This is a genomic window from Azospirillum thiophilum (assembly GCF_001305595.1).
In the GTDB taxonomy this organism is placed as follows: Bacteria; Pseudomonadota; Alphaproteobacteria; order Azospirillales; family Azospirillaceae; genus Azospirillum; species Azospirillum thiophilum.
In genome coordinates this window covers 2,490,017-2,504,999 of record NZ_CP012401.1, presented here as the reverse complement: position 1 = coordinate 2,504,999, position 14,983 = coordinate 2,490,017, and the positions used below count along the sequence as shown (strand labels likewise).

The following is a 14,983-nucleotide window of genomic DNA, read 5'->3' as shown; positions in this document are numbered from 1 at the left end:
CGCGCTATGGATGACCACAGCCAAACGCCGGACAGGATTCCATGAGCACCCCCCTCCCCGCAGCAGCCGCAACCACCACCCGCCGGGGCTGGCTCGACGAGGCGCTGCGGCGCATCGAAGCGGATGTGAACCGTTCCGCAGACACCCATCTGCTGCGGCTGCCAATCCCGGCCGCCCAAGGGATCACGCTGTACCTGAAGGACGAGTCGACCCACCCGACCGGCAGCCTGAAGCACCGGCTGGCGCGGTCGCTGTTCCTCTATGCGATCTGCAACGGCTGGGTGCGTGACGGGACGACGGTGATCGAGGCCTCGTCTGGTTCCACCGCGGTTTCCGAGGCCTATTTCGCCCAGTTGCTCGGGCTGCCCTTCGTCGCGGTGGTGCCGCGCAATACCTCCCCCGCCAAGATCGCGCAGATCGAGTTCTATGGCGGCCGCTGCCATATGGTGGAGCGAGCATCGGAGGTCTGCGCCGAAGCGCAACGGTTGGCCCAGGACTGCGCCGGCCATTTCATGGACCAATTCACCTATGCCGAGCGCGCCACCGACTGGCGCGGCAACAACAACATCGCCCAATCGATCTTCGAACAGCTTGCCCAGGAACCGCACCCGGTGCCGGACTGGATCGTCTGCGGCGCCGGAACCGGCGGCACCTCCGCCACCATGGGGCGCTATGTGCGCTATCGCCGGCTGCCGACGCGGGTGTGCGTGGCCGATCCGGAGCATTCGGCCTTCTTCGAGGGCTTCCGCGACGACAACCCGAAGGCCGATGTCGGCCGCGGTTCCGGCATCGAGGGAATCGGGCGCCCGACGGTCGAACCCTCCTTCCAGCCGACGGTGATCGACCGGATGATCCGCGTGCCCGATGCCGCGAGCATCGCCGCGGTCTGGGCACTGCGCAACCGGCTGGGCCGCGCCTGCGGTGGCTCCACCGGCACGAATCTGGTCGGCGCCATCGAGTTGATCGCCGGCATGATGCGCAACGGCCGGCAGGGCAGCGTCGCCACCCTGATCTGCGATCCGGGCGACCGTTACATGGGCACCTACTTCAACCGCGACTGGCTGGCGGCTTCGGGGCTGGACATCGATCCGTGGATCGCCCGGATCGATGAATTCTTCCGAACCGGTGCATGGAGCGGTGATGGCCTCGCCTCCGCCGAGCGTTGAGAAGGAAGGCGCAGCCATGACCCGCATGCGGATTCGCATCGATTTCGACAGTGGCGGCTCTGTCGGCCCCGGTAAGATCATGCTGCTGGAACGGATACGCGAGACCGGCTCCATCTCCGCGGCCGGGCGGGCGTTGGGCATGTCCTACCGTCGGGCTTGGCTGCTGGTGGACGATCTCAACCGCATCTTCCGCGAACCAGTGGTGAGCGCCGCGGTCGGCGGCAAGCATGGCGGCGGCACCGTGCTGACCGCCTTCGGCGAGCAGGTGATCGACCATTACCGCGCCGTGGAACGCGAAGCCCGCGTTGCCACCGCCCACCGCTTGGCCGCTCTGGCGGAAGGGATCAACCCGGACTATCGCACCGACAAGCAGGCCGATGACGGCGGCTTTGCCAAAGACCCGGGATTGAAGCCGGGATGCGCCACGGAGGAATAGGCAGCATCGCCAGCCGAGCACGGCCCGACCTTGTCCTTGCGTCCAAAGAAGAAGGCCGGGCAAACTGCCCGGCCTTCTTCATCCGAAATCTCAGAACCCTATGCGAAGGCCTTGTATGCGATCAGCGTGAAGGTATCACGCACTCCCGGCAGGGTCTGCACATGCTCGGTCACGAAACGGCCGATGTCATCGTCCTGCTTCAGGTAGCACTTCATCAGCAGGTCGTATTGCCCGGAAATGGAATGCACTTCCGACACCTGTTCGATCAACTGGACGGCCTGATCAGCGACCTCATAGGCCTTGCCGAGATCGCATTTGACCATGACGAAGATGGTCTGCACGGTCTCAGCCCTCCTGCGACGAGTCGGTCGTGGTCTCGATGGTCGGGCGCGGACGGGCGGAACGCAGCATGAATGCCGGCATATGGTCGCCGAAGCCGATCACCGGCATGTCGTCGTCGTCCTCGTCGCGGCGACGGCGGCGATCACGGTCGCGGTCGCGGCGCGGATCATTGTTGCGGCGGGCCTCGGTGGCAGCGAGCGATTCGCGGGGCTGGCGCTCCTCACGGACCGGACGCTCCTCGCGCACGGCGCGCTCTTCGCGGACAGGACGCTCCTCACGGGCAACGCGCTCTTCCCGGACGGGACGCTCTTCCCGGACTGGACGGTCGTCGCGCGGCGCACGCTCTTCACGCGGAGCCCGTTCCTCGCGGCCGCCACGGGCGGGCCGCGCCTCAGTCTTGACGGCACGGCCCCCGCGACCGCGCCGGCGGGCGCTGCTGTCTTCCTCGCCGAACTCGGCCGTCTCCAGGCCGTCGATGGCGATCATTGGAATCTCCCGCTTGATGAGGCGCGCGATGGCGCCGACCAGTTTGGTGTCGTCGGGCGTGGCGAGCATGAACGCGCGGCCCTGCTTGCCGGCGCGGCCGGTACGGCCGATGCGGTGGACATAATCGTCCGGAGTGAGCGGCACGTCGAAATTGAAGACGTGGCTCAGACCCTGCACGTCGATGCCGCGTGCGGCAACGTCGGAGCAGACCAGCAGCGTGATCTCGCCCTGCTTGAACCGCTCCAACGTCTCGGTGCGCTTCGACTGCACCATGTCGCCGTGCAGCGCGCCGACGTTGAAGCCATGGCGTTCCAGCGACTTCTGCAGGACTGCGATGTCGCGCTTGCGGTTGCAGAAGATGAAGGCGTTCTTGACGTCTTCCGTCTGCAGCAGATGACGCAGCGCCCGGCGCTTGTCCATCTCCTGGACCAGAACCATCGCCTGTGTCACCGTTTCGGCCGGCGACGCTGGCGGTGCGACGGAAATCTCCATCGGATCGTTCAGGAATGCATCGGCCAGCCGGCGGATTTCCGGCGGCATGGTGGCGGAGAAGAACAGGGTCTGACGGTTCTTCGGCAGCTTGCTGACGATCCGCTCGATGTCGGGAATGAATCCCATGTCGAGCATGCGGTCGGCCTCGTCGATCACGAAGACCTTGATGTCGTTCAACATGATGTTGCCGCGCTCGAACAGGTCAATCAATCGACCCGGAGTCGCGATCAACACATCCACCCCGCGGTCAAGCTTCTTCACCTGCTCGGTGAAGGTCTCTCCGCCGATCAGCAGAGCCATGCTGAGCTTGTGGTGCTTGCCGTAAGTCTCGAAGCTCTCCGAGACCTGGGCCGCCAGCTCACGCGTCGGCTCCAGGATCAATGACCGCGGCATCCGCGCACGGGCGCGCCCCGATGCCAGGATGTCGATCATGGGCAAGGTGAAGCTCGCCGTCTTGCCGGTGCCCGTCTGCGCGCAGCCCAGCACGTCGCGGCGTTGCAGGACACAGGGAATCGCCTGTTCCTGAATGGGCGTCGGTTGGGTGTAACCCTTGTCCTCGATAGCGCGCAGGACGTCAGGGCCAAGCCCAAGTTCCGAAAAAAGCATCCAACCTGTTTCTGTTCTGGAGTGCGCAAATCGAGCGGGCAACGCTCGATGCCTGGATAGGGCCGAAGAATAGGAAGTCATGGCTGCATGTCAATAGATGCGATGTTCCCATCCCGAAAATAGGCGTGAAAACACGCCGCGTTGGCGAATTGGGCAGCCTGCGGTAGGGTGCTGGACGGCGGTGTCGCGAGTCGCGGTCATTGCCGACGCCATGATCCGGGGCCAACGCCCCAAATCGAACGGTCGAGTGCATTCGATGATTCTACATGCCCAGGAATCGGTGCTGGTGGTGGTCGACGTCCAGGAACGTCTGCTGCCGGCCATCCACGAATCCGGCCGCGTCGTCCGTCACACCGGCATGCTGCTGAAGGCGGCCGCCGCCCTTTCCGTGCCGGTGCTGGTGACCGAGCAGTATCCGCGCGGCCTCGGACCGACGATCGAAGCGGTGCGCGCCGAGTTGCCCGTCGGCACCCCGGTGATCGAGAAGATCACCTTCGGCTGCACCGGCGAGCCGGCGTTCAACGCGGCCATCGTGGAACTGAAGCGCCCGCAGATCGTGCTGTGCGGGACGGAGGCCCATGTCTGCGTGATGCAGACCGCGCTGGGGCTGCGCCAGCAAGGTCGTTCGGTGTATCTGGTGGCCGACGCGGTGTCGTCGCGCACCCCCGCCAACCATGCCGCGGCGTTGGAGCGGATGCGTGCCGCCGGCGTCACCATCGTCACCACCGAGATGGTGCTTTTCGAATGGATGGAACGGGCCGGCACGCCGGTTTTCAAGGTCGTCAGCGCGCTGGTGAAATGAACGTAGGAGAGCTTGGCATGACAACGCGCCCCACCCTGATCCTGCTGCCCGGCATGCCGCTGGATGCCGCGCTGTGGGATCATCAGGTCAGGCATCTCGCCGAAATCTGCGACCCGAAGGTGGTCGAACTGGCCACGTGCAGCAGCATCGGCGGAATGGCGGACACCGTGCTGGCCGCAGCCCCGAAGCGCTTCGCCGTCGCCGGCCTGTCGATGGGTGGCTATGTCGCGCTGGAAATCCTGCGGCGTGCGCCGGAACGGGTGGAACGTCTGGCCCTGCTCGACACCAACGCCCGTCCCGATACGCCGGAGGCGAGCGCGACGCGACGCGAGGCGGTGGCGCTCGCCCGCGCCGGCAAATACGCTCAAGTCATCCGCGCCGCCCTGCCCCGCCTGATCCACCCCGACCGCATGGCCGACGAGGGATTCGTCCGCGCGGTGCTGGCGCAGATGGAGCGGGTCGGCGTTGACGGTTATGCCCGCGAGCAGGACGCGATCATCGGTCGTCCCGACAGCCGTCCTGGCCTGCCTGCAATCTCCTGCCCGACCCTGGTCGTCTGCGGCCGGCAGGACGCCCTGACCCCGCCCGACCTCCACGAGGAGATGGCCGCGGCCATCCCAGGCGCCCGCCTGGTGTTGATCGAGGATTGCGGCCATCTGTCGTCGATGGAGCAGCCTCAGGCGGTGACCGCTCTGATGCGCGACTGGCTGCTGCGGGGCTGACCCTCGCGCTGGCGACCGGGCGTCAGCAATCTATGGCGCCGCAGAACAGGCCGGCGCGGTGGGATGGGAACAGCGAAAAGGTCATGTCGCTGATCAGATAGTGGAAATCGGGATCGTCCGGCCCCAACGGCCGGTCGAGCCAGCCGGTGGCGGAGGTCAGCGCACCGCCTGACCGGCAGAACGCCCCCTGCACGATGATGGGCCCTCCCGGCGGCCGCGTCGGGATCGGGCCATCGGTGCAAAGGGAGGAGTTCAACATCGTCTCGGCCACATTGAAGGCCAGCACCACCTTGTAGTCACGTCGTGCCGTATCGTTCGGTGTGGTGGTCAAGGTCGTGACCACCCCGGCGCGGTTCTGCATGTAGGGCAATATCTTTTCCGCAAAGCGATCCGCCGACATGCCGAACGGATCGCCGTGCACGACCACCCGCAGGTCACGGTTTCCGGCGGCATAGGCGACCTCGCTCCGCGTATAGGCCGGTGCCGGCTCGCTCGCCACCACCCGCTCGTTCGTACAGGCGGCAAGAGAGGCAGTGCCCAGCAACAAGGCGGCGAGCGGCGGAAGCATGCGCATGGTGGAACCGTGGATTGGTAACGCTGCCCTGGATATGGGGAGTGCCCGACTGCAGGGCGAGTCGTCATCTGCCGCTTCATCCCGGAACAGAATCGCGATCCCGGTCCTCATCCGCGCTGGACTCCTGTAGCTTACACGTCGATGTCGTCGGCCTTCACGAACTTGGCATTGTCCTGGATGAACTTGAAGCGCAACTCGGGCCGTTTGCCCATCAGGTCTTCCACAAGCGAGCGGGTGCGCTCGCATTCCGGCTTTTCCTCCGGATCGGCGGCATTCGGCACCACCACCCGCAACAGGGAGCGCTTGGACGGATCCATGGTGGTATCGCGCAGCTGGGCCGGCATCATCTCGCCCAAGCCCTTGAAGCGGCTGATATCGGGCTTCTTGCCCTTGAACATCCGCGACAGCAGCTCGTCCTTGTGGGCGTCGTCGCGGGCGTAGACCTGCTTGTTGCCGTGGCTCAGCCGGTAGAGCGGCGGCAGGGCGAGATACAGGTGCCCTTCCTGGATCAGGCCCGGCATCTCGCGGTAGAAGAAAGTCATCAGCAGCGAGGCGATGTGGGCGCCGTCGACGTCGGCGTCGGTCATGATGATGACCCGCTCGTAGCGCAGCTTGTCCGTCGAAAAATCCTTGCCGATGCCGCAGCCAAGCGCCTGGGTCAGGTCGTTCAGCTCCTGGTTGGCCTTCATCTTGTCGACCGACGCGCTGGCGACGTTAAGGATTTTGCCGCGCAGCGGCAGAATGGCCTGCGTCTCGCGCTGGCGCGCCTGCTTGGCCGAACCGCCGGCCGAATCGCCCTCCACCAGGAACAGCTCGGTGCCTTCGGGGGAATTGCGCGAACAGTCGGCCAGCTTGCCGGGCAGGCGCAGGCGACGGGTCGCCGACTTGCGCGTCATCTCCTTGGACTGCTTGCGCCGGGCCCGCTCCTCCGCCTTTTCGATCAGGCGTTCGAGCAGGGCATTGGCGCTGGCCGGATCGCCCGACAGCCAATGGTCGAAATGGTCCTTCACCGCAGCCTCGACGAGGCGCTGCGCCTCCGCCGTCACCAGCTTTTCCTTGGTCTGCCCCTGGAAATGCGGTTCGCGGATGAAGACGGACAGCAGGATGCAGGCCTCGCCCATCACGTCGTCGGCGGTGACCTGACCGGCGCGCTTGTTGCTGGTCAACTCGCCATAGGCCTTCAGGCCGCGGGTCAGCGCGGTGCGCAGGCCGGCCTCGTGCGTGCCACCCAGCGGAGTCGGTACGGTGTTGCAGTAGGTGTGCGAGAAGCCTTCGTCATCGTCCGGCCATGCCACCGCCCATTCGACGCGGCCCTGGCCGTTGGGAAAGTCGAGCGAACCGGCGAAGGGCGACGGCGTCAGCGTCTTGCGGTCCTTCAGCGCCGCCGTCAGGTAGTCCTGCAGGCCGCCGGGGAAATGCAGAGTCTCGGAGGCCGGAGTGGTGGCATCGACCGACAGCAGCGCCGGGTCGCAGCTCCAGCGGATTTCGACACCGCGGTAGAGATAGGCCTTGGACCGCGCCAGACGGTAGAGCCGGTGCGGCTCGAAATGGGCGGTCTCTCCGAAGATCTCCGGGTCGGCATGGAAACGGATGGTGGTTCCGCGCCGTTTGACGTTGCCCTTGCGGGCCAGCGGCCCCTGCGGCAGGCCGCGGCTGTAATCCTGGACGTAGAGCTGCTTCTCGCGCGCGATCTCGACGGTCAGCCGGTCCGACAGGGCGTTCACCACCGACAGGCCGACGCCGTGCAGGCCACCCGAGGTCTGGTAGACCTTGTTGGAGAATTTGCCGCCCGAGTGCAGCGTGGTCATGATGACCTCGAGCGCCGACTTGCCCGGATATTTCGGGTGGTCGTCGATGGGGATGCCGCGACCGTTGTCGCGCACCACCACCGAACCGTCGACGGCAAGCTCCAGGTCGATGCGGCTGGCATGGCCGGCCACCGCCTCGTCCATGGCATTGTCCAGCACCTCCGCCACCAGATGGTGCAGCGCACGGTCGTCGGTGCCGCCGATATACATGCCCGGCCGGCGGCGTACGGGTTCCAGCCCCTCCAGAACCTCGATATCCTGGGCGGAGTAGCTGTCGGCCTTGGGGGCCGCGTTCTCGAAAAGATCGCTCATGGCGGGATGATAGGAATTTCGTCAGGGGTGCGCAAGCGTATCCTGGGGCGTTTATAGTGCGTTGCCACAAGCTTTTGTGTGCGAAATTTTCGTGATGCCGGAGGAAGCATGAGCGCGGTGGACGGTTACGACTTCGACAATGGCCCGGCGCTGCGGGCCATCGCCATGCCGGCGGACACCAACCCGAACGGCGACATCTTTGGCGGCTGGCTGCTGGCACAGATGGATCTGGCCGGCGGCACGGTCGCGGTGCGGCGCAGCCATGGCCGCGTCGCCACCGTCGGCATCGAGGCGATGACCTTCCACAAGCCGGTCTTCGTCGGCGACGAGGTCAGCTGCTTCGCCCGAATCGAGAAAGTCGGACGCACCTCGCTTCGGGTCCGGATCGAGACCTGGGTCCGCCGCGAACGTTCCGGCTCCGACCCGATCAAGGTGACGGAGGGCGTGTTCACCTATGTCGCCATCGGCGAGGACCGCAAGCCGCGCGAAGTACCGCCGGAATGACGATTCGCTGACCCGGCGTCCTTTCCCTGCCCCCTTCCCCGCCGGTCTCCGGAAAGGGGGAGTGCGGTCAGGCCGCCGGAGCCTTCACGAAATGCTGGTGCCCGTGGTCGCACTGGCCGCGGGCATGTTTGTCGTCGCAGCTTTCGCCGGACGTCAAGCCGATCCAGGCATGGAGGATGGTCGGATCGAAGCCGGCTTCACGGCGGTCGCCGACCTGGATCAGCGGGCGGCGGATCAGGTCGCGGTCGGCCAGCAGGACGGCGAGCGCACCAGCCTCGTCAAGGGCGTCGGGCTTGACCGAGCCGGACTTGACCGCAGCGGCTCGGCGGTTGAACCAGGATCCGACCTCCTTGTCGCCGAAGAAAGCGCGCAGGCCGTCGGCCGTCAGGTCGGCGGTGGCAAGATCGCGCTCAACCAGCGCGTGGCCTGCGGCGGCCAGTTGCTGCTTCTGCTTGGCATTCGCCGGGCAACCGGCCATTGCGTAGAAAATCACCTCTGCCATGGTACACTCCGCTGTCGGATGGGGTGGCCTGACCGCAGGCAATCAGGACCGATTTCGTCCAGTCTAACGGCAGCGCAACATGGAAAAGGGCGCGACAGAATGCCGCGCCCACATTTTTTCTATGGGTATTTGACGCCCGACCAACGGGCGCCGGGAAAATTATTTCTGCAGGCGCTTCAACGCATCCTCGACATACTGGTTGGTGTAGGTCCTGGACAGGTCGATGCTCGCGGACGCCACCGCCGGGTCGAACGCCTTCAGCACCTTCAACGCCGCATCGGCGCCCTCCTGGGTAAAGCGGCCGTCCGGCGAATAGGTCGGCTTCGAATGCTCGAAGGCCTCGGCATAGAGCGTCTTGTTGCCCAGGAAATACTCTTCCGGCAGGACCTTTAGCACGTCGTCGGTGCTCGCCTTGTTCAGCCACAGCATGGTGCGGACGAAGACGTCGGCCAGCGCCTGGGTGGTCTTCGGATTCTCCCTGATGAAGTCCGGCTTGGCGTAGAGCACTGCCGCGGGATATGGGCCGCCATAGACGTCGAGCGTGCCCTTCTCGGTCCGGGTGTCGGCGAGGACGGTGATGTCGCCGTCGGCCTGGGCCTGGCTGATCACCGGATCCAGATTGACGATGGCATCGATCTCGCCCCGCTTAATCGCCGCGATGGCGCTGGGCCCGCCGCCGACACCGATGACCGACGCATCCTCCGGCTTCATGCCCATGGAGGTCAACACATGGTTCAGCATGAAGTTGGTGGAGGAGCCGGGAGCGGTCACGCCAACTTTCTTGCCCTTAAGATCTTTGAGTGACTTGACGGTGCCGGCCTTGTTGACAGCGGCCAGCACGATGCCGGGGTAGCGGCCGAGCTGGGTCACCGCAACGATGGGCTGGCCCTTGGCCTGCATCTGGATGGTGTGGTCGTAGGCGCCGGTGACGACATCGGCCGACCCGCCGATCAAGGCTTGCAGGCTCTTGGCGCCGCCGCCGAAATCGCTGATTTCGACGGTTAGCCCGGCATCCTTGAAATAACCAAGCCGTTCCGCCAGCGTCAGCGGGAGGTAATAGAGCAGCGGCTTGCCGCCGACCGCGATCTTGATATCGGTCTTCTCAAGCTTCTGCTGGGCTGCTGCCATGCCGGCACTTCCCAAGGTCAGGGCGACCGCGGCGGCCGCGATCAGTGATTTCAGTCTCATTGTTTTCCTCCCGATTGGATTCAGTGCTGCCCGCCATGATTGTCCTGCGGGCGCCAGTGCAGCAGCCGTTTCTCGATCATGGTGACGGCGGCGTCGATCAGGACGACGAAGATCGTCAGCACCAGCATGCCGGAGAAGACGCCGACCGTGTCGAAGACGCCTTCGGCCTGATGGATGCGGTAGCCCAGCCCGGCGGCGGACCCCAGATATTCGCCGACAACCGCGCCGACCATGGCGAAGCCGACGGCCGTGTGCAGGGACGAGAAGACCCAGGACAGGGCGGACGGCAGATAGACATGCCGGAACAGGTCGCGGGAACTGGCGCCCAGCATGCGGGCATTGGCTAGGACCACCGGGCTGACCTCCTTCACGCCTTGATAGACGTTGAAGAAGACGATGAAGAAGACCAGCGTCACCCCCAGCGCCACCTTCGACCAGATGCCCAACCCCAGCCAAAGCGCGAAGATCGGCGCCAGAACGACACGCGGCAGCGCGTTGATCGCCTTGATGTACGGGTCGAACACCAGGGAGACCAGCGGCGCGCGGGCGAACCAGAAGCCGAAGGCGATGCCGGCCACCGTACCGATGACGAAGGCCAGCGCCGTCTCCAGCAGGGTGATGCCCAGATGATACCAGATGACGCCCGACGCGAAGTCGGCCCAGGTACGGGCCAGCACCGCCCCCGGCGTGCCGAAGAAGAAGGGGCTGAGTATCTTGGTGTCGGTCAGGACATGCCAGACCAGGAGGAAGGCGATCAGGACGGCGAGCTGCAGCAGCAGGATGACCGGGCGGCCCGGCAGGCGCTTGGCATGGGATTTCATGATGTCGTCACCGCAGCTTGGTCTGGGCGTAGCCCTTCAGCACTTCGTCGCGCAACTGGCCCCAGATCTCCCGGTGCAGAGCGAGGAAGCGCGGGGTCATGCGGATTTCCGCCACGTCGCGCGGACGGTCGAGGTCGATGCGGTATTCGCCGATCAGCCGCGCGCCCGGTCCGGCGGACAGCACCAGAACCCGGTCGGACATCGCGATCGCCTCCTCCAGGTCATGGGTGATGAAGACCACCGACTTGCGGTCGGCCGCCCACAAATCGAGCAGCTCGTTCTCCATCATCTGGCGGGTCTGGATGTCGAGCGCCGAGAAGGGCTCGTCCATCAGGATGATCTTCGGGTCGACGATCAGCGTTTGGGCCAGCGCCACGCGCTTGCGCATCCCGCCGGAAAGCTGGTGCGGGAAACGGTCGCCGAACCCGTCCAGGCCGACGCGGGCCAGCCAGGGCTGCGCGCGCTCCCGCGCTTCCGATTTCGCGACTCCGCGGAATTCCAGTCCGGCCGCGACATTGTCCAGGGCCGATTTCCATGGCATCAACGCCTCGGATTGGAACATGTAACCTGCCTTGGGATTGATGCCGGTCACCGGCTGCCCGAAAGACAGTGCGCGCCCCTCGCTGGGCTTCAGCAGGCCGGCGGCAACGTTCAGCATCGTCGATTTGCCACTGCCGGTCGGGCCGACGATCGATACGAACTCCCCATCGGCGACTGTGAAACTGGCGCCCTGTACGGCGGTGTAGGAACGTCCCCGGCCGTCGGGTGAGGGAAAGGTGCAGGTCACGCCTTCCAGTCGGAGGGCGGGCGCCGCGGCGGCCTCGGCCATGTCGGTGTGGTCCTTATGGTTTGGGCTGGATCGTTTGGGCAGGCTCATTTGGTTTGATGGACATACTGTCCGAACTGAAGCGTATGGGCAACCGCTTGAGAAGGCCGCACAATCCGAAGCCGCCCATTTCGGGAACGCCCCACTTACGGTGTCAAAGAAGGGACGGAGGCCGTTATCGGTTGCCGCGGCGGCGCGCAGTCCCGCATCTATGGCATAGATCGAAAGCTAGCCCCTCTCCCATCCCTGCCCCCATCCTCCTGCCCCATCCTCCTGCCCTCGTCACGGAGCCGTCATGCCCACGTTGCCGAAACGCCCGTTGATCGCGCTCGCCGTCCTGGCCGCCCTGCTCGCCGCATGGCTCGGCTTCGCCGCCTGGTACGATCACAGCCAGCGGGCGGACGAAGAGGCGGCGACCTATAGCACGCTGATCGAACGGGCAAACCGGGGCGAGATCGACTCCATCACCTTCGCCGGGGGCGCCGGCCATGCGGTCGCCGGTGACGGCACCCGCTACCGCATCGTCATGCCGGTGACCGACGACCTGCTGAAGGAACTGCGCGCACACAAGGTCGCCATCGCCTTCGACGAGGGGCCCGACGGCCTGTTGGCCCGGACGGTGGGCGTACTCGACCGCGCCGCTCCCTTCCTGGTGGTGGCATTGCTGATCGGCGGCCTACTGCTCGGCGGCGGGCAGTTCTTCGGGATGGCGCGCGCCACCCGCGTGCGGCCGGAGGACACCGGCACCGTCTTCGCCGATGTCGCCGGCGTGGACGAGGCCAAGGAGGAACTGCGGGAGACCGTCCAATTCCTGAAGGATCCGCGCCGCTTCGCCATGGCCGGCGCCCGCGTGCCGAAGGGCATCCTGCTGGTCGGCCCGCCCGGCACCGGCAAGACCATGTTGGCCAAGGCGGCGGCCGGCGAGGCCGGCGTGCCCTTCTTCGCCGCGTCGGGGTCCGACTTCGTGGAAATGTTCGTCGGGCTGGGAGCGGCGCGCGTCCGCAGCCTGTTCAAGACTGCCCGCGCCGCCGCACCCTGCATCCTATTCATCGACGAGATCGACGCTCTGGCCGGCAAGCGCGGCGAATCGAACAGTCATTCCGAACGCGAGCAGACGCTGAACCAGCTGCTGGTCGAAATGGACGGCATCGTCGACGGCGGCGACGTGGTGGTGATCGCCGCCACCAACCGCTCGGAAATGCTTGACCCCGCGGTGCTCCGCCCCGGCCGGTTCGACCGCCACATCCATGTCAGCCTGCCCGACGTGGCCGGGCGCGAGGCGATTCTGGGTGTTCATGCCAGCCGACTGACGCTGGCGCCCGACGTCTGTCCCCGCACGGTGGCGCGCGGCACCCCCGGATTCTCCGGCGCCGAACTCGCCAACCTGTCCAACGAAGCGGCGCTGTCCGCTGCGCGCCAGGGTCGCGTCATCGTCACCATGGCCGATTTCGAAGCGGCCAAGGACCGGGTGCTGATGGGCACCGAACGCCGCAGCCTTGCCCTGTCGGCGCACGAGCGGCGGTTAATCGCCGTCCACGAGGCTGGCCACGCGCTGGTTTCCCTGCGCTGTCCGCAGGCCGATCCGATCCACAAGGCCACCATCATCCCGCGCGGCGGCGCGCTGGGCATGGTGGTGCGGCTGCCGGAGGGCGACCGCGTGTCGGTCTCGCGCGCCAAGCTGCTGGCTGATATCGCCGTCGCAATGGCCGGCCGCGCCGCTGAGGAGATCGCCTTCGGTCCCGACCAAGTCACCACCGGGGCGGAAGCCGATTTCCGCGCCGCCACCGACCTCGCCCGCCGGATGGTCACCGCCTGGGGCATGAGCGAGGAAATCGGCTTCGTCGCCCATGCCGCCTATGGCGGCGGTGCCCAGGCCGGCGGCGAGCCAGGCGTACGCTCCGAACGCACCGCCTGGCGCATCGATGAAGAGGTCCGACGCATCACCGACGAGGGGATGGACCATGCCCGCCGCCTGCTGCGCACCGACCGCGCCGCGCTGGACGCCATCGTCCAGGCGCTGCTGGAACGCGAAACCCTGAGTGGCGACGAGATCACCCGGTTGGCCGACCAGTTGGAAGAGCTGACCACCGAGGCGGCGTGACAGTCACCGCCTGCCATTGCCCTGCTTCGAAGGACGGACAGGAAACGTCACGCATTGCAGCATGGATACATACGGGGGTAGAGTAACCACACGGAATCAGGGCAAAAGGAGAAGGGCAAAATGACGGGGCCGGTATCCCGCCGCACGGCGCTGAAGACTGTGTTGCCTCTTCTTTCAGCCTTGCCTTTTCTCTCCGACCGGAAGGTTTGGGCACAGGGGGTGCCGGTAACCGTCAAGGTCGGCGCCTATGAATTTCCTCCCTATGTCGATGATTCGGGCGGCGGCGTCACACAGGATCTATTGAACCTGTTCAACGCCGCCCAGAATGAACGCCGCTTCCAACTGGTCCGGACGGCACCGCAACGGCGTTACGAGGATCTGGAACAGGGACGGTTCGATATGATCGCCTTCGAAAGTCGTGCCTGGGGCTGGCAGGATCGGGCGGTCGACGTTACGCGCCCCTTCCTGCACGACGCGGAAGTGTTCGTGGCCAGAGCGGCGCCTGGGATCGACCAGCGCTACTTCGACGACCTGTCCGGCAAGACGATTCTTGGACGACTCGGTTATCATTATGCCTTCGCCGGATTCGATGCAGACCCGAAGGTTCTGGAACAGCGTTATCGTACCCGCGTTACAGTGACGCACGAAGGCAATGTGCGCAGCGTCGCCGCCGGACGCGCCGACCTTGCCATCGTCACCCGCTCTTTCCTGACGCGCTTGCTGCAACGCGAACCCGGGCTGGCAGGCCAACTGCTGATTTCGGAGCGGACGGATCAGGTCTACGAGCATACCATCCTGACGCGCCGCGGCGGTCCGGTCGCCGCAGCGTGGCTCAATTCATTGCTCGACCGTCTCACAGAAGACGGCCAGTTGGACTCTCTGTGGCGGCGCAGCGGGATCTTGACGTGAAATGCCACGGTTCCCAACTGACTCCTATAGCGGCCGTTATCCTCCCCACCACAGTCGCCATCAGGACGGTCACGATGCCGTTGTCCGAATATGCGCGGCCAATCCGGTCCGTCACCCTGCGGTCGATGGACATGCTGCCCGCCGGGTTCACCAAACGCTCCCAGGCCGGCCGTGTGCAGCGCGACGGCATCACCCAGTTCGGCACTCGCTTACGGTCCGGCCAGACAGCCGTCGGCGCGAGCTACGGATCCGGACAGATTGCGGCGTAAAAGACCTGGACCGATTCACCAAATCTGTTACAGAGATGTCACTTAATGTGACAGTTTGTGACGCAGCGGGTTCGGCAGGGTTGGAGTTGCATCGACTTTGTTTTAAAATTTATGCAT

16 protein-coding genes are annotated in these 14,983 nt (G+C 65.6%); 8 read left to right on the top strand and 8 right to left on the bottom strand.

Annotated features, from left to right (window positions below):
• The first annotated feature begins 41 nt into the window (after nucleotides 1-41).
• Complete coding sequence (locus AL072_RS11580) at nucleotides 42-1,166, top strand: PLP-dependent cysteine synthase family protein (protein ID WP_045580199.1); 1,125 nt, start codon at nucleotides 42-44, stop codon at nucleotides 1,164-1,166.
• Between the two features lie 16 nt (nucleotides 1,167-1,182).
• Nucleotides 1,183-1,602, top strand: a complete 420-nt coding sequence (locus AL072_RS11575; protein WP_045580200.1) for a winged helix-turn-helix domain-containing protein — start codon at nucleotides 1,183-1,185, stop codon at nucleotides 1,600-1,602.
• A gap of 98 nt (nucleotides 1,603-1,700) precedes the next feature.
• On the opposite strand, the gene AL072_RS11570 is transcribed toward AL072_RS11575, so the two are convergent.
• Both AL072_RS11570 and AL072_RS11565 read right to left on the bottom strand, forming a co-directional pair.
• Nucleotides 1,701-1,943, bottom strand: a complete 243-nt coding sequence (locus AL072_RS11570; RefSeq protein ID WP_045580201.1) for an Lrp/AsnC ligand binding domain-containing protein — start codon at nucleotides 1,941-1,943, stop codon at nucleotides 1,701-1,703.
• A gap of 4 nt (nucleotides 1,944-1,947) precedes the next feature.
• Nucleotides 1,948-3,528: a DEAD/DEAH box helicase gene (locus AL072_RS11565; protein ID WP_045580202.1), complete on the bottom strand. Its 1,581-nt coding sequence runs from the start codon at nucleotides 3,526-3,528 to the stop codon at nucleotides 1,948-1,950.
• Between the two features lie 256 nt (nucleotides 3,529-3,784).
• Here AL072_RS11565 and AL072_RS11560 point away from each other — a divergent pair, with 256 nt between their 5' ends.
• Entirely contained in the window at nucleotides 3,785-4,330 is a 546-nt protein-coding gene (locus AL072_RS11560; RefSeq protein ID WP_045582277.1) for a hydrolase, read from the top strand.
• 17 nt (nucleotides 4,331-4,347) lie between these two features.
• The gene (locus tag AL072_RS11555) at nucleotides 4,348-5,052 is read left to right on the top strand and encodes an alpha/beta fold hydrolase (protein ID WP_045580203.1); all 705 of its coding nucleotides are present in this window, start codon (nucleotides 4,348-4,350) and stop codon (nucleotides 5,050-5,052) included.
• A gap of 22 nt (nucleotides 5,053-5,074) precedes the next feature.
• Here AL072_RS11555 and AL072_RS11550 read toward each other — a convergent pair whose 3' ends face one another.
• Nucleotides 5,075-5,620 carry a hypothetical protein gene (locus AL072_RS11550; RefSeq protein ID WP_245636665.1) on the bottom strand — a complete coding sequence of 182 codons (546 nt, stop codon included), beginning with the start codon at nucleotides 5,618-5,620 and terminating at the stop codon, nucleotides 5,075-5,077.
• A 137-nt stretch (nucleotides 5,621-5,757) separates the two neighbouring features.
• The gene (parE, locus tag AL072_RS11545) at nucleotides 5,758-7,746 is read right to left on the bottom strand and encodes a DNA topoisomerase IV subunit B (protein ID WP_045580205.1); all 1,989 of its coding nucleotides are present in this window, start codon (nucleotides 7,744-7,746) and stop codon (nucleotides 5,758-5,760) included.
• 108 nt (nucleotides 7,747-7,854) lie between these two features.
• On the opposite strand from parE, the gene AL072_RS11540 reads away from it, so the two are divergent.
• Nucleotides 7,855-8,250 carry an acyl-CoA thioesterase gene (locus AL072_RS11540; protein ID WP_042692918.1) on the top strand — a complete coding sequence of 132 codons (396 nt, stop codon included), beginning with the start codon at nucleotides 7,855-7,857 and terminating at the stop codon, nucleotides 8,248-8,250.
• A gap of 67 nt (nucleotides 8,251-8,317) precedes the next feature.
• Here the strand turns inward: AL072_RS11540 and AL072_RS11535 are convergent, their stop codons facing one another.
• The 4 genes from AL072_RS11535 to AL072_RS11520 form a co-directional block, all read right to left on the bottom strand.
• Entirely contained in the window at nucleotides 8,318-8,752 is a 435-nt protein-coding gene (locus AL072_RS11535) for an ArsC/Spx/MgsR family protein (RefSeq protein ID WP_045580206.1), read from the bottom strand.
• Between the two features lie 159 nt (nucleotides 8,753-8,911).
• The gene (locus AL072_RS11530; RefSeq protein ID WP_045580207.1) at nucleotides 8,912-9,940 is read right to left on the bottom strand and encodes an ABC transporter substrate-binding protein; all 1,029 of its coding nucleotides are present in this window, start codon (nucleotides 9,938-9,940) and stop codon (nucleotides 8,912-8,914) included.
• A gap of 20 nt (nucleotides 9,941-9,960) precedes the next feature.
• A complete protein-coding gene (locus AL072_RS11525) occupies nucleotides 9,961-10,761 on the bottom strand; it encodes an ABC transporter permease (RefSeq protein WP_045580208.1) in 801 nt (266 codons plus the stop codon).
• Nucleotides 10,762-10,768: 7 nt separating this feature from the next.
• Nucleotides 10,769-11,590 (bottom strand): ABC transporter ATP-binding protein, encoded by an 822-nt coding sequence (locus AL072_RS11520; RefSeq protein ID WP_045580209.1) that lies wholly within the window; start codon nucleotides 11,588-11,590, stop codon nucleotides 10,769-10,771.
• A 292-nt stretch (nucleotides 11,591-11,882) separates the two neighbouring features.
• Here AL072_RS11520 and ftsH point away from each other — a divergent pair, with 292 nt between their 5' ends.
• From ftsH to AL072_RS11505, 3 genes are all read left to right on the top strand, one after another.
• Nucleotides 11,883-13,688, top strand: coding sequence for an ATP-dependent zinc metalloprotease FtsH (gene ftsH / locus AL072_RS11515; protein ID WP_045580210.1), 1,806 nt, complete (start codon nucleotides 11,883-11,885; stop codon nucleotides 13,686-13,688).
• Between the two features lie 120 nt (nucleotides 13,689-13,808).
• On the top strand, nucleotides 13,809-14,597 hold the full coding sequence (locus AL072_RS11510; protein WP_052709856.1) for a substrate-binding periplasmic protein: 789 nt from the start codon (nucleotides 13,809-13,811) through the stop codon (nucleotides 14,595-14,597).
• A gap of 74 nt (nucleotides 14,598-14,671) precedes the next feature.
• Complete coding sequence (locus AL072_RS11505) at nucleotides 14,672-14,866, top strand: hypothetical protein (RefSeq protein ID WP_144428201.1); 195 nt, start codon at nucleotides 14,672-14,674, stop codon at nucleotides 14,864-14,866.
• The last annotated feature ends 117 nt before the right edge of the window (nucleotides 14,867-14,983 follow it).